The organism is Spirosoma luteum DSM 19990, from assembly GCF_000374065.1.
Taxonomy (GTDB): domain Bacteria; phylum Bacteroidota; class Bacteroidia; order Cytophagales; family Spirosomataceae; genus Spirosoma; species Spirosoma luteum.
The window spans coordinates 918968-939212 of record NZ_KB893245.1; the positions used below are offsets into that span (position 1 = coordinate 918968).

General features: G+C 51.1%; 19 protein-coding genes and 1 tRNA gene. 15 read left to right on the forward strand and 5 right to left on the reverse strand.

What is annotated here, in order from left to right:
• Positions 1-60 precede the first annotated feature (60 nt).
• The 3 genes from B156_RS0103865 to B156_RS0103875 form a co-directional block, all read right to left on the reverse strand.
• Positions 61-879: an enoyl-ACP reductase FabI gene (locus tag B156_RS0103865; RefSeq protein ID WP_018618324.1), complete on the reverse strand. Its 819-nt coding sequence runs from the start codon at positions 877-879 to the stop codon at positions 61-63.
• A 123-nt stretch (positions 880-1002) separates the two neighbouring features.
• The gene (locus tag B156_RS0103870) at positions 1003-2040 is read right to left on the reverse strand and encodes an alpha/beta hydrolase (protein ID WP_018618325.1); all 1038 of its coding nucleotides are present in this window, start codon (positions 2038-2040) and stop codon (positions 1003-1005) included.
• Positions 2037-3455, reverse strand: a complete 1419-nt coding sequence (locus tag B156_RS0103875) for a methyltransferase RsmF C-terminal domain-like protein (protein ID WP_018618326.1) — start codon at positions 3453-3455, stop codon at positions 2037-2039. Before B156_RS0103875 ends, B156_RS0103870 begins: the two co-directional genes overlap by 4 nt.
• A 47-nt stretch (positions 3456-3502) precedes the next feature.
• On the opposite strand from B156_RS0103875, the gene B156_RS0103880 reads away from it, so the two are divergent.
• The 13 genes from B156_RS0103880 to B156_RS30200 all read left to right on the forward strand — a co-directional run bounded on the left by B156_RS0103880 (position 3503) and on the right by B156_RS30200 (position 17162).
• Positions 3503-4027, forward strand: a complete 525-nt coding sequence (locus B156_RS0103880) for a KdsC family phosphatase (RefSeq protein WP_018618327.1) — start codon at positions 3503-3505, stop codon at positions 4025-4027.
• An 85-nt stretch (positions 4028-4112) separates the two neighbouring features.
• On the forward strand, positions 4113-5384 hold the full coding sequence (bioA, locus tag B156_RS0103885) for an adenosylmethionine--8-amino-7-oxononanoate transaminase (RefSeq protein WP_026260576.1): 1272 nt from the start codon (positions 4113-4115) through the stop codon (positions 5382-5384).
• A gap of 55 nt (positions 5385-5439) precedes the next feature.
• Positions 5440-5512, forward strand: a tRNA-Gly gene (locus B156_RS0103890).
• 488 nt (positions 5513-6000) lie between these two features.
• Positions 6001-6648, forward strand: a complete 648-nt coding sequence (locus B156_RS0103895) for a vWA domain-containing protein (protein ID WP_157626896.1) — start codon at positions 6001-6003, stop codon at positions 6646-6648.
• 64 nt (positions 6649-6712) lie between these two features.
• Positions 6713-7843, forward strand: a complete 1131-nt coding sequence (locus tag B156_RS30195) for a hypothetical protein (RefSeq protein ID WP_157626897.1) — start codon at positions 6713-6715, stop codon at positions 7841-7843.
• Between the two features lie 59 nt (positions 7844-7902).
• A complete protein-coding gene (locus B156_RS0103905) occupies positions 7903-8643 on the forward strand; it encodes a hypothetical protein (protein WP_018618331.1) in 741 nt (246 codons plus the stop codon).
• Positions 8644-8815: 172 nt separating this feature from the next.
• Positions 8816-9220: a type II RES/Xre toxin-antitoxin system antitoxin gene (gene parS, locus B156_RS0103910; RefSeq protein ID WP_018618332.1), complete on the forward strand. Its 405-nt coding sequence runs from the start codon at positions 8816-8818 to the stop codon at positions 9218-9220.
• A gap of 8 nt (positions 9221-9228) precedes the next feature.
• On the forward strand, positions 9229-9732 hold the full coding sequence (locus B156_RS0103915) for an RES family NAD+ phosphorylase (RefSeq protein ID WP_018618333.1): 504 nt from the start codon (positions 9229-9231) through the stop codon (positions 9730-9732).
• Positions 9733-9909: 177 nt separating this feature from the next.
• Positions 9910-13149, forward strand: a complete 3240-nt coding sequence (gene hsdR, locus B156_RS0103920; protein ID WP_018618334.1) for a type I restriction-modification system endonuclease — start codon at positions 9910-9912, stop codon at positions 13147-13149.
• A 139-nt stretch (positions 13150-13288) separates the two neighbouring features.
• Positions 13289-13651 (forward strand): endonuclease domain-containing protein, encoded by a 363-nt coding sequence (locus B156_RS0103925; protein WP_018618335.1) that lies wholly within the window; start codon positions 13289-13291, stop codon positions 13649-13651.
• Between the two features lie 108 nt (positions 13652-13759).
• Positions 13760-15220 (forward strand): type I restriction-modification system subunit M, encoded by a 1461-nt coding sequence (locus B156_RS0103930; RefSeq protein ID WP_018618336.1) that lies wholly within the window; start codon positions 13760-13762, stop codon positions 15218-15220.
• On the forward strand, positions 15217-16701 hold the full coding sequence (locus tag B156_RS28800) for a restriction endonuclease subunit S (protein WP_018618337.1): 1485 nt from the start codon (positions 15217-15219) through the stop codon (positions 16699-16701). Before B156_RS0103930 ends, B156_RS28800 begins: the two co-directional genes overlap by 4 nt.
• Positions 16702-16745: 44 nt before the next feature.
• A complete protein-coding gene (locus B156_RS30200) occupies positions 16746-17162 on the forward strand; it encodes a DUF6508 domain-containing protein (protein WP_157626898.1) in 417 nt (138 codons plus the stop codon).
• 636 nt (positions 17163-17798) lie between these two features.
• On the opposite strand, the gene B156_RS28810 is transcribed toward B156_RS30200, so the two are convergent.
• Complete coding sequence (locus B156_RS28810; protein WP_018618339.1) at positions 17799-17948, reverse strand: hypothetical protein; 150 nt, start codon at positions 17946-17948, stop codon at positions 17799-17801.
• A gap of 215 nt (positions 17949-18163) precedes the next feature.
• The gene (locus B156_RS31885; RefSeq protein ID WP_018618340.1) at positions 18164-18406 is read right to left on the reverse strand and encodes a hypothetical protein; all 243 of its coding nucleotides are present in this window, start codon (positions 18404-18406) and stop codon (positions 18164-18166) included.
• Between the two features lie 484 nt (positions 18407-18890).
• On the opposite strand from B156_RS31885, the gene B156_RS0103960 reads away from it, so the two are divergent.
• Together B156_RS0103960 and B156_RS0103965 are read left to right on the forward strand one after the other, a co-directional pair.
• Positions 18891-19211 (forward strand): hypothetical protein, encoded by a 321-nt coding sequence (locus tag B156_RS0103960; protein ID WP_018618341.1) that lies wholly within the window; start codon positions 18891-18893, stop codon positions 19209-19211.
• Positions 19212-19787: 576 nt separating this feature from the next.
• Entirely contained in the window at positions 19788-20183 is a 396-nt protein-coding gene (locus B156_RS0103965) for a response regulator (protein ID WP_018618342.1), read from the forward strand.
• The last annotated feature ends 62 nt before the right edge of the window (positions 20184-20245 follow it).

Genomic DNA, 20245 nt, shown 5'->3' on the forward strand with positions numbered 1-20245 from the left:
AGGTAGACTCCAATAAAAAAGGGGGCATCAATGGATGCCCCCTTTTTTATTGGGATGACTTTATTCTCCTTTGTGAATCAGCTCCATCACTTCTTCTGAGATGCCAGTCATGGAGAATCCGCCGTCGTGGTAGAGGTTTTGCATGGTCACCATGCGGGTCAGGTCGGAGAATAGCGTAACGACGTAATCAGCGCATTGGTCGGCGTTGGCATTGCCGAGGGGTGCGGTCTTATCGGCGAAGTCGTAAAACTTGTCGAAGCCGCCAATGCCGCCACCCGCCGTAGTGGGCGTGGGTGATTGCGAAACGGTGTTCACGCGTACCTGCCGGTATTTGCCGTAACGATACCCGAAACTACGGGCAATGGATTCCAGAATGGCTTTAGCATCGGCCATATCGGTATAGAACGGGAACGTCCGCTGGGCCGCCATATAGGTCAGTGCCACAATGGAACCTCCTGCGCTGATGGCATCGAGCTTATAGGCCGTCTGCATCATTTTGTGAAACGACAGCGCCGAGATGTCAATGCTTTGTTTGAACCAGTCGTAGTTGAGGTCGGTGTAAGCTTTTCCCTTGCGGATATTGGGACTCATGCCGATGCTGTGCAGGACAAAATCAACTTTGCCACCCAGCACTTCCTGTGATTTGGTGAACAGGTTTTCCAGGTCTTCGACCGCCGTAGCATCGGCTGGAATTATTTCCGCGTTGCATTGCTCGGCCAGTTGTTTGATAGCGCCCATCCGCATAGCAATGGGGGCATTGGTCAGGGTGAACGTTGCCCCTTCTTCTTTCGCTTTCAACGCCACTTTCCAGGCGATTGATTTTTCGTCCAGCGCACCGGAGATGATGCCGCGTTTTCCGTTCAGTAATCCGTAAGCCATTTTTTTTGAATGAAGAGTGAACAATGAAAAGCGAAGAATAAAAAGAGATGATTACAATACACTTCATCCCGCGGGCGAGCCCGTTTTCTTTCTTTACTCTTCATTAATTTTTCCAAAGGTAGGCTATTTTTCAGTTTGGCGGATTGTTAACTCCGTTGCCACTGGTACGATGGGCATCTTCAACACGTCTTTCATGAATGTCTCGGTAGCCTGATAAACCCCGGCCAAATCACCCGATGTGAAGTGGGAGGCAATGACGTGCTCACCCGCATCCGGGAAATCTTTTTTCACTTTTTTTGCTGTGGGGGTACCCAGTTCATCAAACATCTCCAGCATGGCGGGCACCGATACCACCTGGTCCTGATGGGCCTCATCTTTGTAATAGTAACCCATAAAAACCGGCTGTTTTACCTTCGCAAACTGGTCGGGAGTCATAAACTCGTCGAGCATGGTTTGCAGGGTAATCAGGCCGTTGGTGTGGTATTGTGGCGACCAGTAGCGTTCCCGTCCACCACTGTAGTGGGTGTTTTTAACGTATTCCCCGCCGAAAACCTGATCGAGAATCTGTTTTCCCCAGGGCTTGGTTACCAGCTTCAACGCCGGATTCGCCACGGCGATACAAGGAGAATACAGGATTAGCCCGTCAATTTCGGGGTGGTGCGCTGCCAGATAAAGCGTGAGCATACCGCCCGCCGATGTACCCATCACGATTACTTTATCACCCAGTGCTTTACCAATAGCCAGTGCCCGCTCGGCCGACGCGGCATACCGGGAGGGGGTTAGTTCTCTCATGGCCTCGGGCGAATCTACCCCATGCTCAGCCGTACGGGCGAGGTACAGGTTACAGCCAAAGCGTTGTGCTATCTGTTTGTGAATCGGGTCCCCTTCGGCCCAGGTGGCCGAAAAACCCGGAATGTAAACGATACTGTAGGGTGTTTTTACTTTTTGCCGGCTGTCGGCCCACACGACACGGGCTTCATTGTCGGGCCGCAGCTTCAAGGATTGTTCTGACTGAGCAATGGACTGCTCCAGCTTTACCAGGTCGGGGTCTAGCGAGAAAGTTTCATTTCTGACCGCATCGGTCTGGGCAGTCGGCCCCAGCAAATAGCCAATTACCATAACAGTAAGCAGTAGTCCAACAATAAGAAGTAACCGTTTCATACGTATTCTTTAATATCCATTCGGATGCGCCAGTCTTTGGGCAGGTAATTATTTACCCGGTTGCCAACGCCCTTCACCCAGCCCAGGTTTAGCCCTTTATACTGAGCCAGCAACCAGCCACTTACCGGCCTATCGAACACCAGGTTTTCCTTCTTAAAGTACCGGAGGGCATTTTCTTTACTTAGTTCAATGGCCGGCAGCTGTTGGTTAATCGCGGTGCTGAGCGCCAGCGCGTGCGAAGGAATAAAGTCCTGTCCTTTAAACTGGCCCATGTCCAGACCAAACCCCTTGTTGTGCAATGCACTATCCAGAAAAAGGAACGTTTTTTCGAGGCTTTTGGGCAGAGCCATCACTGCCCCGTTGGGCTTCTCCCAGAACGAGAAATCGGCGGGATTTTGCAGCCACTTTGACGCTGAAGCCGTGTCGCGGGTACGTAGTGCCCGGATGGTGCGAAACGTGCGGGCGTCTAGTTTTACGGCTGCGGTGAACGTCTTTTTCCGGAAAACACTGATGAAAAATCCTTCGCCCCGAACCCGGTGTGGGTAACACTGATACCCAACTGCATCGTCTGTCTCTTTCTCGACAATACCCCAGTCGTCGGGCAATGTCAGGGCGCGGTTTTGAAAGCCGTGTCCGGTCAGGTACTGCATATTGTTCCGGTTTTCCGGGTCATTGTAGGTACAGGTGCTGTAGATGAGGGTACCCCCTTCATCGAGCAGATTGGTGGCTGCCGAAAGGATGCGTTTCTGGCGGCTCGAACAGAGCTGTACACTGGCTTCCGACCATTCCTGCACGGCTTCCGGGTCTTTCCGGAAAAGGCCCTCCCCGGAGCAGGGCGCATCCACCAGCACGACATCGAAAAAACCGGCCAGGTTAGTCATCTCGTCCGGGTCGTGGTTAGTAATAACCACATTGGGGTAGCCCCATTTGTCCAGGTTCTCGCGTAAAACCGACACCCGGCTCCGAATAACCTCGTTGCAAACCAGCAGACTATCCGGCGACAGAGCCGATGCCAGCAGCGTACTTTTGCCGCCCGGCGCGGCACACAAATCGAGAATCCTCATCGGTCGATTCAAATTAACAGATTGCCGGAGGGCTTCACTGAGCAGCATGGAGGCTGCCTCCTGCACGTAATAGGCACCAGCCTGAAACAGCGGGTCGAGCGTAAAGCTCGGTCGTTCGGGCAGGTAGAACCCATCGGCACACCAGGGCACCGGGGTCAAATCCGTTGTGTCATACCCTTTCTTGTGTGGGTTCAACCGGATACTTACGGGTGTGGGCTGGGCCAGAGCTGCTTGGAAAGCCGGAAACTCCGCTGCCAGTTGCGCCTGCATCTGCTCCTCAAAAGCAGCCGGTAACGCAGGAGTCGATGCCGCTGGAGGGGATCCGGCCGATTCCCGTTTGTTTGCATTCATTCGGTAAAAATACGGAACAGTCGCCCGGTTTTCACTAAACTTGCGGCATGGCTGCCCTACAAGACCAATTTGCCCGTATAAAGACCTTTATTTTCGATATCGACGGTGTACTGACCGATGGTGGCATCAGCCTGCTGGCAACGGGCGAACGCTTTCGAACCGTCTCCATTCGGGATACCTACGCTATTGAACAGGCTGTAAAAGCGGGCTACCGGGTGGCTATCGTGTCGGCATCAAATGCCGAAGGAGTACGAAACTGGTTAGCTACTATGGGGGTAACCGATGTGTTTATGGGTGGGCCATCCGACCAGAAACTGAACGCCTACCTCGGCTACATTGCCCGCGATACCCTGAACGAATCCGAAATTCTGTACATGGGCGACGATCTGCCCGACTGCCCAATTCTGAGCCGCCCGAACGTGCTGGGTACCTGCCCCGCCGATGCGGTAGATGAAGTGCAGACCATTTGCCAGTATATATCACCGAAACCGGGGGGGCATGAAGCCGCCCGTGATGTCATCGAGCAAGTGATGCGGGCACAGGGCAAATGGGGTGTTATGAATGATAAATGATGACCGGGTAGCCGGTGCGATTATAAATGATTGTCTGGATTGGCGTTCGAGTGATGAACGGGCCATTCTCCATTTTTGCTCAATGATGAACAACCTAGCTGAACGGGACCGGGCCGTAATCTGGCATCCTTTTACGCAGATGCAAACGGCTCCGCTGCCCGTACCCATTGTACGGGGCGAAGGGTCGGTGCTGTACGGGGCCGATGGCCGCGAGTTCCTGGATATAATTTCGTCCTGGTGGGTTAATCTGCACGGACATGCTCACCCGCACATTGCCCGGCGGGTATCGGAGCAGTTGACTACCCTCGAACACGTTATTTTTGCGGGCTTTACGCATCAGCCCGCCGTTGAACTGGCCGAGCGATTACTGGCTATACTGCCGCCCAATCAGGCAAAGGTTTTTTACTCCGATAATGGTTCTACCGCCGTTGAGGTAGCCCTGAAAATGGCGTTTCAGTACTGGCACAATATTGGTCAGCCGCGCCGGAAAGTAGTAGCGTTTGAGAATGCCTACCACGGGGATACCTTCGGGGCCATGGCGGTGGGGGGGCGCAGTGCCTTTACCGCCCCGTTTGCACCTTTTCTGTTCGATGTGGACTATCTGCCCGTTCCCATTGCCGGTCAGGAAGAATCCGTTCTGAAACAGGCTGAGGCACTGTTTACCGATGAGGTAGCCGCTTTTATTGTCGAGCCCCTCGTGCAGGGGGCGGGGGGCATGGTCATGTACGAACCCGGTCCGCTGGATGCGCTGTTCAAACTCGCCCGCCAGCAGGGTACGCTCCTTATTGCCGATGAGGTAATGACCGGTTTTGGCCGTACCGGACAACTGTTTGCCTCCCATTACCTGACCGAAAAGCCCGACCTGATGTGCCTCTCCAAAGGGCTGACGGGTGGCACCATGGCCCTGGGGGTAACGACCTGTACGCAGGCCATCTACGACGAGTTTTTATCCTCCGATAAGCTCAGGACGCTTTTTCATGGTCATTCATTTACCGCCAATCCGGTGGCCTGCGCTGCTTCGCTGGCCAGTATGGACCTGTTGCTTCTGGACGAAACCCGGGCTGCCATTCAGCGTATTGGGCAGAAACATAGTACGTTTGCCCGACAACTGGCCACGCATTCGACCGTTGAAAATATCCGGCAGCGGGGAACTCTGCTCGCCTTCGACCTGAAGGCAGACGACCAAACATCCTATTTCAACACCATTCGGGATGTAGCTAATGATTTTTTGATTAGTCGTAACGTGCTGATGCGCCCGCTGGGCAATGTGCTGTACCTGATGCCGCCCTACTGCACCACAGATGAGCAACTCGACTACACGTACCAACAGATAATTGACTTGCTGCAAATGATTTGATACGGATCACTTGACATTGTGCTGGTAAACGCGCAATTTTGGTGAAGTAAAACAAGCGGGAGTAGCTCAGTTGGTAGAGCGGCAGCTTCCCAAGCTGCAGGCCGTGGGTTCGAACCCCATTTCCCGCTCAAGTATAAATACATAAAAATGAGCCGGTTAACTGAAAAGTTAACCGGCTCATTTCTTTGGTTACCGCAAGCGATTGAAACGGTGGTTGAAACACCACAGCCGGTTGGTATTTTTACAATCTGTTACAGGTCTAGTTCGTCCTTCGTTTCAACACTCATTGATTTTCACGGCTACAATTAATTGCGTAAGAGTATGCTTGGACGTTTTTCTGAACGGTGGCAATGTAGGAGGGAGGTATCCGAAAACCGGCCTTATCGCGTTCAATAAACCCGTTCAGTTTAGTGGTTCAGGTTTTGGGGCCGTAGCAAGGGTTAGTTGAACAGTTTTATAACTGCCTGAAAGGTATTCAACCAGAATTCAGCAGGTGAAGTAATCTACAAACGCTCCTCAGCTATTGTACGATTGTCAGGCTGCAACGTTGCAGATTTTTCGGGCTGTCAGTCAGAAACCGGACCTTTGTTTCATCAGTTTAAGCAAACGACCAGCCATGACCAACACCCCTGAACACCAGATTTTCAACCTCATTATTCTTGATGAGAGCGGTTCGATGGAACCCATCAAGCCCGCCCTTCTGACCGGTTTTCACGAAATGGTGCAGACCATTCGGGGTGCCCAAGCTTTATACCCCGGCCAGCAACACTTTATTACGCTGGTTACCTTCAACGGCCTTGCAATCCGTACCCTGCTGGATAAACAACAGGTCGATATGCTGCAACCCATGACAGACCAGCAGTATCAGCCGGATGCCAGCACTCCCCTGTATGATGCCATGGGGCGCAGCCTGATGCGACTGGAATGGCAAACCGAACAGCTAACTGACTATTCGGTGCTGGTCAGCATCATGACCGATGGGCAGGAGAACGCTTCCCGGGAGTTCAGCGGCTCCGCGGTTCGGGCGCTGGTGGATCGGCTGACAAAACTGGGCTGGTCCTTCACCTACATGGGCGCCAATCATGATGTCGAACGCACAGCTTCTTCCCTGTCAATTCCCTCTTCCCTGCGCTTTGAAAATAGCCAGGCGAGTGTGCGGGACATTTTCGATAAGGATCGTAAAGGACGAATGGCCTACTATGATAAAAAGAGTAAAGGAATGTCGAGTCGGCAGGCCGAAGAAGGTTTCTGGGAACAACCCTGACGGGAAATGAATTTTATCCGCCATTTTTACCCCGTTCGTTATTCCACCCTCGATCTGCTATCCTTTGCTGACTGTTCACCTCCTTCGTGCGCCTGATTATGAACCCGGCGACTATTTTGACGTCTGTTCATTACTAACCTCCCTGGACCTCCATTCTCTACAGTTTGTTGTGCCTGAAACCATCATCGATGACGAAACCTACAACGACCTGAATCAGGGATGGGGAGGGCGGCATTTCCGGGAGCCGGTCTCTTTCAACTACCAATCTCCGGTGGGGAAAGTCATGTACGACTCAGACAGGGGTCTTCCCCTGTCGTGGCAGGAACTGTTCCGGGTATGTAATTTTTACCGGCAGACCGGGGCTGGTACCAGCGATGCGGATGTGGTCATGCTCTTGACCAATAGGCCCAATGCGCTCAACTGGTTCAGTGCCTACGAGGGTCGTAACGTCTTTATCCACACCGCCGACTGGGCCCGGTTCATCCCTTCGCCACCGGCCTATCCGATTGCCTACCAGATTCTGGCCAACATCCTTCGCCTGCAAACGGGGTTGTCCGTTGATGATCATGGCGTGTGGCGGGTATTTCACGAGCAGGCGATTGGCTGCATGAATGATCTATGTCAGCAGAAAGACCAGATCGCGCTCAAACTGCGGACGGGTGACATTTGTGATGCCTGTTTGCGTCAGTTAAAGGAAGAGGAAGTGCCGGACTGGCTGGTGGAAACAGTCCTTTCCGGCTTCGAGAAGTTACGCAAGCAGATGTTGTTTCGGCAGGGGTTTCGGCAAACCCGGGATCCCGGACCGGTTCTAGTGAATCAGCACCATCAGATTATCTTCCCCGAACAGGGCAATCTGGAGCTGGCCATTCCCACGCTGCACCGGTTGGTTTACCTGTTTTTCCTGCAACACCCCGAAGGTGTTTCACGGCAGCAGCTGCCCGCTTATCACCCCGAACTACTCGCGCTCTACGAACGAATCAGCGGTCTGGGGGATCAGCAGATCATGCGCCAGAACGTGGACCGGCTAACGAACCGGCTGGATAATTCATTCGTAGAAAAGCGAACCCGCATTAACACAAAGCTCGTCAAAACGCTGGGTGAGACGCTGGCCAAACCCTATCAGATCACCGGAGAACGGGGTGGGCTGTATCGGATTGGGCTTCCCAGGGATAAAGTAGTGTATGTCCTTCCATGAATATACACCGTAAAAAAATAAATCACCTTCGGTCAAATTCATCCCTTAACGCCTTCTTTATGCCTTCTCAAGCCACCAGTGCCGCGCTGGAAGCGATCCATCACCGACTCATCGATTCCTGGAAACGACAGGCGCACACAAGCCTGGTACCCATGATTTATCCGGACTTTAAGCCAGGCTCATTACTGTTTATCGGAATCAATCCCTCACTGGGTGAACGTGATATTGTCAATGTACTGAAGGGGACCGAGTTCGAGTCCTTTGTTCCCAACCGGGAGTCCGTCAGGCCTTATTTCACCTTTCAACCCGAGTTAATTCATGGTCAGGTAGCCGATTGGCAGGCGATCCAGGCGTATCACCGGCAACGGTTGCGCTACTTTCAACGGCATCGGGAACTGGCCGCAGCGGTGGGCATGCCCTGGGAGCAATTGGATTTGTTTCAACTTCGGGAATCGGCCCAGGTTAATCTGGTCACACTGCTACAGGAAAACAGGACCGATGAATTTTTTACCGAACAGCTGACCCTGTTTTATGATCTGTTAGCGCTCATGGCACCCAGGGCCATCGTCGTTGTGAATGGCAAAACGGGCGAATTGCTTAAAAAGCGGTGGTTGATCGATCAGGCTGACGAATCTATTCTTAGCCCTACTCCCCAGGCCGATGTATTTCAGTTGACCTTACGAGGTCAGCAGATACCCGTTATTTTTAGTGTTCATCTACAATACAAACCCGTGGCTGAACGAATGCGCATTAATCAGCACGTCGTAGAGCAAGTTAAACGGTACACCTCCCTGACATAAGTCAGTACCGGGACCTCCCGGCAAATAGGCTACAGGAAGACGTCTGGCTGGTAGAAGCGGGAGTAACTATCATCAACCCGATCGACAAGGGCATCTAACCGACAGTAGTAGCATCACTCATTTGGAAGTATGCCAAATGGCGGTTACCTTAGTGACATAAAACATCAACCTCATGGAGCTGACCACCGATACAGAATGGACAGGCGATGGCTTTGCCATCGTGGAGCAAACCCGGGCCGGGGTGAGCCGGGCCAAAGCCGATGAAATTGCCCGGCCTTTGGGCCTGACCGATAAAGAGATGGCACGTATTCTGAATCTCTCGGAACGGACCCTGCACCGGCTGCGGCCCGATGCCCGGTTAGACAGCAATGCCTCGGAGCGACTGCTGCTGCTGGATGTCCTGATTAAGCATGGATTGGCCGTATTCGACGGGCGGATGGATGTGCTGGGCCGCTGGCTCCATGGCCCATTGCCCGAGCTTCGCCGGCAAGCTCCCGTTGCACTCCTGGATACGACCACGGGCTTTACCATGGTCCATACGGTGCTGGGTCGGATTGAACACGGCATCTACTCCTAGCTTTTTTCATGGTCTCAACTGAATCGCCGGTGCGCGTGTACCGACTGATCAAAGAACGTTTTCTGAGTACCCCTCTTTCGACCGAAGGAGCCCGGCGGCTGGGCGGTCGGTGGAATCCCCCCGGTATTGGTGTGCTGTATGCATCTGCCAGCCCTGAACTGGCCTTGCTGGAACAGATGGTTCACTTGCGGTCCTTACCGTACAGCGATTTACCCCGGTTGGTCCTGCTTACCCTGGCACTCCCGGAGCCGCCCCGGTTGCTTGGAGTGACGGAGTTGCCGGAAAACTGGCGGGACGAATCGGATTTCAGTGAGAACCGCAAACTCATTGCCCCTTGGCTGACCCGGCCCGACGTATTGACCCTGGGCGTACCGTCAGCGGTGGTACCTGATTCTTTCAACTTCCTGATCCATCCCTTACACCCTTCTTTCGAGGGGGTGACGGTCGAACGGACATCGGCGTTTTCGGTGGATGCGCGTTTGTGGCATGAGCCGGGTGAACTAGCCAAATGAGTCGTTGCCGGACTCATGGTCAGACCAGGTCCAATCCGGACGGTATATGAATACTTTTGTATATTGCCCGGCAAAACGCAAAGGCCCTTTAACGCTTACGCGGGTAATTGGCCGGCCTGTTCGTAAGTAATTGCTTTGTTCCTTTTCGTTTGCATACCACACATCAACTTCCCGTCTATGTCCTCCAACTTTTCCTTCCTTGAAAAGGAGTTTCCGCTCCTACATACAATTGGGATTGCTGCCGAGTCCTACCTACACTCCGATCCGGTCTACTGCTTGGTCAAGCTGCGGTTGTTTGGCGAAAAAATGACCGAGATCCTCTTCGATGAACACGCGCTGGATTTTCCCTCTGATAACAGCTTTCACAACCGGCTCGAATCGCTAAAGGAGGAAAAGCTACTCCCGCTGGCGGTGAAGGACTTATTCTATCTCCTCAAGAAGAAAGGTAATCAGGCCGTTCATGATAACATCGGTACCCAGGAGATAGCGAAACAGGGACTGGAGGAAGCCTTCAAAATCGCGAAGTGGTTCTACGAAACCTATTCCGAGGAGAACCAGAACATCTACATGCGCACGTTCCAGGTGCCCGAACGCACCGATGACACGCTGGCGCTGCAAAAACTGGAAGCGGAATACAAAGCGCTGGAAACAACCCTGAATGCGCTACTGGCCGAGCGGCAAACCGATGGTCTGTCGGAGGAGAAACAGCAGGCCATTCAGCAGCGATCGGAACAGGCGGCCCGTAAAATCGAGATGTCGGAAGCCGAAACCCGCCACCTGATTGATGCGATGTTGCGAAAAGCGGGCTGGGAGGTCGATACCGAAACGATCAATTTCAAAAAGCACAAGACGCTGCCCCAGAAGGGGAAAAATCGCGCCATTGCCGAGTGGCCTGCCGGTACGCTCTGGGCCGACTACGCCCTGTTTGTGGGCATCGACCTGTACGGCTTCGTTGAGGCCAAAAAATACGCCCAGGACATATCTACCGACCTGCGGCAAACCAAAATATACGCCGAAACAGTACAGGCTACCCACGGGGCCACCCTGCTTGGCCAATGGGAAACGTACCGGGTACCTTTCCTGTTTTCGACCAACGGCCGACCCTACCTGGAGCAAATCAAGACCAAGAGCGGCATCTGGTTTCTGGACGTTCGGCAGAAAACCAACCCAGCCTATCCCTTACAGGGCTGGTACTCGCCCGAGGGATTGGTGAATCTGTGGGCGCAGGATATTCAGCAGGTCAACCAGAAACTGGCGGACACCCCGCTTGATTTTCTGCAAAGCAAAGCGGGACTGGGCTTGCGTACCTATCAGATCAAAGCCATTGAGGCCGTTGAAACTAAACTCCTCCGGGAACCCGGCGACCGCAAAGCACTGGTGGCCATGGCGACCGGCACGGGCAAAACAAGAACAATTATCGGCCTGTGCTACCACCTGATCCAGACCAATCGGTTTAAACGCATTCTCTTTCTAGTCGATCGCACCCTGCTGGGCATCCAGGCGATTAATGCCTTTAAAGACAACAAGGTCGTTGACCTGAGTACGTTTGCCGATATCTACGGGGTGAAGGAGTTGAAACAGGCCCTGCCCGATGCCGAAACCCGGCTCCAGTTTGCCACGGTACAGGGCATGGTGAAGCGGCTGTTCTATGCCGATGAGGAGGCCACTATGCCCACCGTCGATCAGTATGATTGCATCATCATCGATGAGGCCCACCGGGGGTATCTGCTCGATAAAGAAATAGATGAAGAGGGACTCAACTTCAAAAACCAGCAGGACTACGTCAGCAAGTACCGCATGGTGCTGGACTATTTTGACGCCTACGCCATTGGGCTGACCGCTACCCCGGCCCTGCACACCACCGAAATCTTTGGCAAAGCCGTTTATACCTACTCCTACCGTGAAGCCGTCATCGACGGGTATCTGATCGACCATGACCCACCCCACCTCATCAAAACGAAGTTAGGCGAAGAGGGTATCAAGTGGAAAGCCGGGGAAAAACCTACGGCGTTCGATCCGGAGAACAACGAGGTGGTGGAGCTGGACGAGCTGGAGGACGAGCTACAGTTCGACATCGAAGGATTTAATAAACGGGTGCTGAACGAGAGTTTTAACCGCACGGTGGTAAAGCGGCTGGTGCAGGAACTCGATCCCGACGGTGACGAAAAGACGCTGATCTTTGCCGCCAACGACATGCACGCCGATACCATCGTGAATTTACTGAAAGAGGAATTCCGGGCCATCGGCCTGGCCATTCAGGACGATGCCATCCAGAAAATTACGGGCAAGTCCTACAATCCGCCGGAGCAGCTAAAACGCTACAAGAACGAGAAGTTTCCGACCATTGCCGTGACGGTCGATCTGTTGACGACCGGTATTGACGTACCAGCTATTTGTAACATTGTCTTCATGCGCCGGGTCAAATCCCGGATTCTGTACGAGCAGATGCTGGGCCGGGCTACCCGCCGATGCGATGAGATCGGCAAGGAAATCTTTCAGATCTACGATGCCGTCCGGCTTTACGAGGCCCTGGAAGATTATACCCAGATGAAACCAGTGGTGGTGAACCCCACCGCTACGTTTGAGCAGCTGGTGCACGAACTACCGGCCATTGATTCGGAGGAGCGGGTGCAGGGGCAAATCGAACAGCTCATCGCCAAACTACAGCGTAAGAAGCACCGAATGACCAGCGACCACGAGGAATGGTTTAGCTACAATGCCGGCGGGCAACGCCCGGATGACTTTATCCAGTCGCTGCGGGAGCAACCCATTGCCCAAAGCCGGGAACAGCTGCCGAAGCTAGCCACGCTCTGGCGCTACCTGGACGAGCTGAAATTTGCAGGAAACCCGGTGTACGTATCTGAGCACGAAGATGAGTTTCTGGGCATGGAAACCGGCTACGGGCGGGCCAGTAAACCAGCCGATTACCTGGACAGCTTCACCCGGTTCATCCAGGAGAATCAGAATAAAATTGCAGCCCTGAACATCGTTTGCACCCGGCCGGCCGAATTAAGCCGCCAGTCGTTAAAGGAATTATTGATAGCTTTGGCCCAGGATGGTTACCAGCCCAACGCGATAAAAGCCGCCTGGAAACAGGCCCGGAACGAAGACATTGGGGCCGACATTATTTCGATGATCCGAACGCTGGCCTTGGGCAGTACGCTGGAGAGCCACGAGGACAAGATCAAGAAGGCGGTCAACAAGGTGCGCGCCATGCAGCCCTGGAACAAGGTGCAGCAAAAGTGGATCGACCGCTTTGAGAAGCAGCTATTGGCCGAAACGGTGTTGCAGGTAGATGACCTGGACGAATCGCCGTTTGCCGATGCGGGGGGCTTTACCCAACTTAACAAAGTGTTCGATAACCGGTTGGGCCAGGTTATCCAGACCATCAATTATCATTTGTACCAGCAGGCTTGACAAGAAGATTGAAGGAACCACCCCCAACCCCCTCCTAAAACAGGAGGGGGCTTTCCAGGGAAGCCCCTTTATAGCCCCCCTGTTTTAGGAGAGGGTTGGGGGTGGTCAACACGCAAAACGTTAACCCACTTATGCGCCAATGAGAACCGGCCAATTGAATAATCTAAACGTACTGATGCCTATCCGGAAGGAGTTGCGCAACAACGCTACAGAAAGTGAACAGTTCCTCTGGCAATTTCTAAAAGGAAATAAGTTGGCGGGCCGTAAATACAGGCGGCAGCATAGCATCGGATTGTTTATACTGGATTTTTACTGTCCATCCGAGCGGTTGGCTATTGAACTAGACGGAGCGGTGCATGATACTACCGACGCAAAACAACAGGATGAAGACCGGCAAAAAGCCATTGAAGGACTATCGATTACCGTGCTGCGTTTTAAAAATGAAGCCGTTCTGAAAAACATTAATCAGGTGCTGGACGAGATAGAAAAGCATTTTAAATGAGCACCACCCCCTGCCCCCTCCTAAAACAGGAGGGAGTTCCAGCGGAACCCTCTTTTTTACCCCCTCCTGTTTTAGGAGGGGGCAGGGGGTGGTAAAACCAACAAAACCATGAGTGCCGAAGACATTGCCAATAAACTCTGGGGCCTGTGTAACCTCCTCCGCGACGATGGGGTGACCTACCACCAGTATCTCAACGAGTTGACCTATATCCTGTTTCTGCGACTGTCGGAACTCAAGAAGTTTGAGGCCGATATTCCCGAAGAATACCGCTGGGGCAAACTGACGGCCATCACCGACAATAAAGACCTGTTCGATACCTACCGCGAACTGCTGGCCACCATTTCGGCCAAGTCGGACAATGCAGCCGTGAAGGAGATTTACACCAATGCCTCCACCACGCTGCGCAAGCCGGTCAACCTGAAATCACTGATCACCAGCATCAACGCCCTGAACTGGTACGATGAACACGAACAGGACAAGCTGGCCACCATTTACGAAGAGTTGCTGGAGAAAAACGCCGGGGAGAAGAAATCCGGGGCCGGGCAGTACTTCACCCCGCGCCCGCTGATCAACGTGATGGTAGAACTGCTGGCCCCGCGCCTGGGCGAACGCTGGAACGACCCCGCTGCTGGTACGTTCGGCTTTATGATTGCCGCCAATGAATATCTGCGCCAAAAGAACGACGATTACTACGACCTCGACATCACCGCCCGGACGTTTCAGGTGAACGAAGCCTTCAGCGGTTGCGAACTGGTGCAGGATGCACACCGGCTGGCCCTGATGAATGCCAAACTGCACGGCCTGGAAAGTCCTATCTACCTCGGCGACACGCTCTCCGAACTGGGCAAAAGCTTCCGTAATTACGATGGGGTGCTGGCCAACCCGCCATTTGGGACCAAGCAGGGGGGCGAACGCCCTTCGCGCGATGATCTGACGTACCTGAGCAGCAACAAGCAGCTCAACTTTTTGCAACATATCTACCGCTCCCTGCACAAACGCGGGGGCGCGCGGGCGGCCGTAGTGCTGCCCGATAACGTCTTATTTGAAGATGGCGACGGCCGCAAAATCCGGCGCGATTTGATGGATAAGTGCAACCTGCACACCATTCTGCGCCTGCCAACGGGCATTTTCTACGCGGCTGGTGTAAAAACCAACGTGCTGTTTTTTGAACGAGGCACTTCGGAGACGGGCAATACGCAGAAGGTCTGGTTTTACGACATGCGGACCAACGCGCCCAGCTACGGCAAGCGCACACCCTTTACGCGGGCTGCTTTTGCCGATTTTGCTCGGGCCTACACCGGGGGTATTGACCTTGCCGACCTGAGCGACAATTATGACGGCACCATCGACCACGCCAAACGGGCCACCGTAACCGACGAACGCTTCAGCTGCCTTACCCGCGAGCAGATTACGGCCAAGAACGACTCGCTGGATCTGGGCCTGATTGCCGACGACAGCCACAGTACCGGCACCGACGATGCCGAGCCACTCGACATTGCCCGCGAAGCCGCCAATGAATTGAAGGCAATGCACCTTGAATTAGAAAAGATTATTGAACTGCTGGGATGATGGAAAATGAATTGCCAGAAGGGTGGATATTAGCCAAAGTCAATGAATACTTTGAATTGGTAAAAGATAAAATTGAACCCGCTGAAAACACGTCGCTTTCATATGTCGGCTTAGAGCACTTAATGAAAGGCGGTGGAATTGACGTGACTGGAAATTCAGATGAATTGAAAAGTACAAAATCTGTTTTTCAGAAGGGCGATGTGTTATATGGAAAGTTAAGACCTTATCTGAATAAACATGCTTTTGTAAATTTTAATGGCGTTTGCTCGACAGATATTCTTGTTTTTAGATCAAAAGAAAATTCTAATAACAAATATTTAAATTATTACTTAGGAACGACTGAAGTAATAAGTTATGCAAATGAAAATTCGCAAGGAATAAATCTGCCAAGAGTTTCAGGGACAATAATGGGTAATTTAGAAATTCCTCTCCCACCCCTTGCCGAGCAAACCCGCATTGTTGCCAAGTTAGATACGGCCTTTGGTCATTTGGAGACGCTGAAAATGGGCTTAGCCCGCATTCCTGAACTTCTCAAGAAATTCCGCCAAACCGTTCTCACTCAAGCTGTAACGGGGAAATTGACGGAAGAGTGGCGAGAGGAGAATCCTCATACAGAAGATTCTAAAATACTACTTGATAGAATCTTTGAGTATAAACAAGAATGGGCAATAGGTGAAGCTTTAAAGGGTAATTCTGAAGCAAGAAGACTATTAAGTAGACTTAAGCATGCGAAGGAAATTTCCCCTGAAAACATTCCGGATAAGTGGCTACTTGGATCACTATACGATGTCTGTCATTTAGTGGTAGATTGCCACAACAAAACGGCACCATATGAGCCATCTGGAATATACTTAGTAAGAACTACGAATGTAAAAAATGGTCAGATAATCTTAGAAGATATAAGATACATTTCGGAAGAAACTTATGATTATTGGGCACGGAGATGTCCCCCAATGCCAGGTGATATAATCTTCACAAGGGAAGCACCTATGGGCGAAGCAGCAATAATACCTGATAACATGCAAATCTGTTTAGGACAGAGGACTATGCTGTTGAGAATGCCAGGTAATTTACTGTTAAACAAGTATTTGCTTTACACATTACTTGCTCCAACCATGAATAACCAAATAAAAGATAAAGCGGTTGGAATGGGGGTCGAGCATCTACGAGTAGGTGATGTTGAATCATTAATGATTCCACTACCTCCCCTCGAAGAACAACAAGTAATCGTCAATCGGGTAGAAGCGTTATTTGCCAAATCGGATGCCATCGAAGCGCAGTACCAGTCGCTGAAAGCAAAGATTGACCAACTGCCGCAGGCGTTACTGGCCAAAGCCTTCCGGGGCGAGTTGGTGCAACAAGATCCCACCGATGAACCAGCCTCGGTGCTGCTGGAGAAAATAAAGGGATTAACGGAAGCTGTCGGGGGCAAAAAGAAAACCAAAGCCGGGCAAACGTCGCTGGCGTTTATGGAGGAGTAGTATTGGCTTCCGGCACTGTACGCAAAGCCATCAGCGTTTTTTCTATGACCCCAACCGAAACGCAAAGCCATACAGAACGCCTGTACGGGTACAGCCTTACCGACTGGCAACCCCTCTTCGCGTTTATCCCGCAGATGGAGTCGTCGGAGCAACTCACCGGAGATGCTTTAGAAAACCTGGTCTGGGACTTTGTCCGGGCAAGCACTCGCACCCCTAACATTGAGATTGTATTTGACTGGCCCAACTGGCACGAGGGCAAAGCCGTGGTAATGCAGCCCAAACTAACGTTCGAACACTACGACTTACTCACCCTCTGTATGTTCATCACGGCCATTGTTCGGGCCGAGCGGTTTAACGAAGGCATCCTTATGGATTGCTACGAAAGAGGGATTATCGTAAGCGTTCTCAAAGCCATAAAAGCGCGTGTAGAAGAGCATTTCCATCAACCTGGATCTTATTGATCTGATATTGTTCCCCTGGCTGACACCGGAAAACGGCTTTATCTTTCGTGTCCTAGTACTGAGTAGTCTGGCTCTTGAATGGGAGCATAATCTTGCCTGCCAAAACTGCCATTATCTGACGCAACAGCCTGGTCTTGCCGACAACTACTGTAAAAGTACTCGCCAATATGAAGTTATATCATTACGCTGACAAGATAGGACTCGGAAAGTACAAAGGCCTAACCCTCAGGCAGATTTATCAGGGAACCTTGTCCATAGATAACAGTCCGGTGGCTGATCGCCAATGGGGGTCAGTTCGCAAATCAGCAATGGATAGTTTCGTGATATAAAATTAACCCGTTGCAACAACTCTATTGTGTATTGTTCCTACAATCCGCTACCCGTGAACTCAGTATGTAGGGCAAATGCAATTCAGATAAGCATTACCAATAAGCAGGCGCTACTGATGGCAATAGTTGACCAAATCCTACCCACGAAAACTGCCGATACATCCGCGTCAGTAGCTGACATTGACCAACTGGTTTACAGGTTATATTTCCCCATAACACTCAACTGATCTAAAAACTGGGTCCTTTTGTAAGGGCCAAAACGTTTGTCCTGCACACTGATTAATATACCATCACTGGCGGCAGAGAACTATACACCCTGCTCTGAAAATACCTTTTCAATCGCTTCGTAGGTCTGTCTGTCGGCCAGATTTGTGGTTATGTAAATTGAATTAGCTTCTTCCAAGGGGGTACGCTGCCCGTAAGCCACATGTAAGGCAACGGAAAGCAGAATGGCCATGCAAAAGCCGGGTGTCAGTAAACGGAAGAATTTCGTGGCCGCCGATAACAAGAGGTTACACTTGCGCAGGAATACATGGATCAACGCGAACTATGAGAGTTTTGACCACCTAGTGACGGGCCGCTGGTGTGGTAGGACGTTTACAGGAAAATGCTGTTTTGAACCAATTTGCGTACCTATAGCACGTCAACTTGCTCATAATCATCGATAAACTCTTATAATTCGCGAAGATTTAGCTTCTGGCGAAGGAAATCGAAACCAGCAATGCCATATATAAATAGGGCTGAAAATTTAAAGGCCGCTTGCCCGGAAATATCAATCGAGCCCCTTTGTTCAACCAGCTTGACCCAGACTGATGCCAAACTGTACAGGTGCAGGGCCAGAAAACAACCAATAGCTAGGCTGATAATAATAATACCAATTAATGCTAATCGCCGGGTGGAGTGAAGTGAGTTCATGGTGTATACTTCGATAAGTCAAGTAATGGATACCCTGTGGCAATTTGTCTGCCAAGTAACCTATCGGGCACGTTTATTTATCTTTTGGTTTCCATTCCGGATGTATTCATATGATAAAGGTGATAACATACCTGTTTTGGGTATTTATCTGTTGTCCGGTAGGGAGCCAATAAGCCATTAGTATATAGCAATTACGGGGCTACCTGTGAACTATTATCCACATAAATGGTGGCTTTTTTGGACAGAGATGGCATGCCAACGGGTGAGTACAGGACGAGTTTGGCTATGAGTTCTGGAAGATAACCGCTGCTTAGTCTATCAGGATGACACCCCACTAGGGCTTGTAAAACAACTGTATCCTATATCCGGATGGGTGGTACCTGAACAAATTTTGGCGAACTAGTCCATCTTTTCTGAACAAAAAAAATCCCGGCTAGTTAATTAGCGGTTGAAAATAATTCATTACACTAAAAACTGTATAGTTATGAAAAAGGTAATCATGGTTGCTTCAGTGTGTGCCATGCTGCTGATAGCTCAAGATGGATTTTCTCAGGCGGCTCAGGAAACCAAGGCAGCCAAGAAGGAAATGAAAGCGGAAAAGAAAATGGCAAAAGCCCGCGAACTTAACACCAATGCCGCTACGGGCAAAGGTGTAGAGGTTGCCGGTGTATCGGACCCCAATACCCGTAATGCTAAAGCGGATCGAAAAATGGAAAAGGCCCAGAAGAAAGTGATTAAAGCCGATGCCAAAGAATTGAAGGCCGCAGCCAAAGACAAGAAAAAGCAGGCTGCTGGTGTCAACTAACATTACGCACTAATCTCACCTCATTACTAAACCTGAAAAAGCTCCATCGTAACGGGTGGAGCTTTATTTTTTGCTGTTTTTCCGTAAGTTACTGGCGAATGGGAAAAAGGGTAAGGGCCATTGGGGCATTATCCCCTTCAATAATTCGTATCCTCCTATCCGTGGCCTACTGGCATTGCCATGATCAGGTTAGCCTGACATCCTTCGGCAAGTTTTCTGGTGGCTTCCGTTCCATCCTGGGCATAAGTTAGCGTTATGCCTGATGGCAGGGCTGAATGTGTTGGGTTAGCAAGAATAAATCATCACCATCAACCATAATTATGGTAAAATTCAAAGGTAGGTGCGTGTTTGGATTTCACGGGAATAAATAGGTTGATAATCAACTTTTTAAGCTGTTACCTGTACTGGCAGGTAACTAACCCCCTTTGGTAATGGACTGTTCAGGTTAATTAATAAAACATTAAATGGTCTACTAACCAGGGGGTTAGTAGTTGTTTTATGCACTGAAATCAAGTATCATTGTACACCTACGAAGCCCGCTCCTGCTAGTATACCACCGTTTAGCTCAACTGATTTATGTGTACCTCTACCGTATGGGTAGTTGATGATGATGAAGACGATCAGCTGTTTATTCGAACAGCGTTTGCCAGTGGTAAACAGCCTATCGAGGTCTTTTCCCTAAGCGACGGTTCAGAACTATTACCCAAGCTGGGTGAATGTGTCGAATTACCCGGTCTGATACTGTTGGATATTAACATGCCCCGAAAGAATGGTTTTGAAACCCTGATAGAACTACGGGCTGTTCCTGCCTATGCCGATATACCGGTTGTCATGCTAACGACCTCATCGGAAGCAGAAGAACGTAATCGTTCGCTGGCATTAGGAGCCAATCAGTTTCTAACGAAACCCCTGTCGTACGATCAATTGAAATTACTGGCAGAAGAGTTGAGTGATGAATGGAACCTGGTTTAACTTTTCCATTAAGCCAGGTACGTACCTGTCGCAGTCATATTATATTACGCTAAACTTTTTCG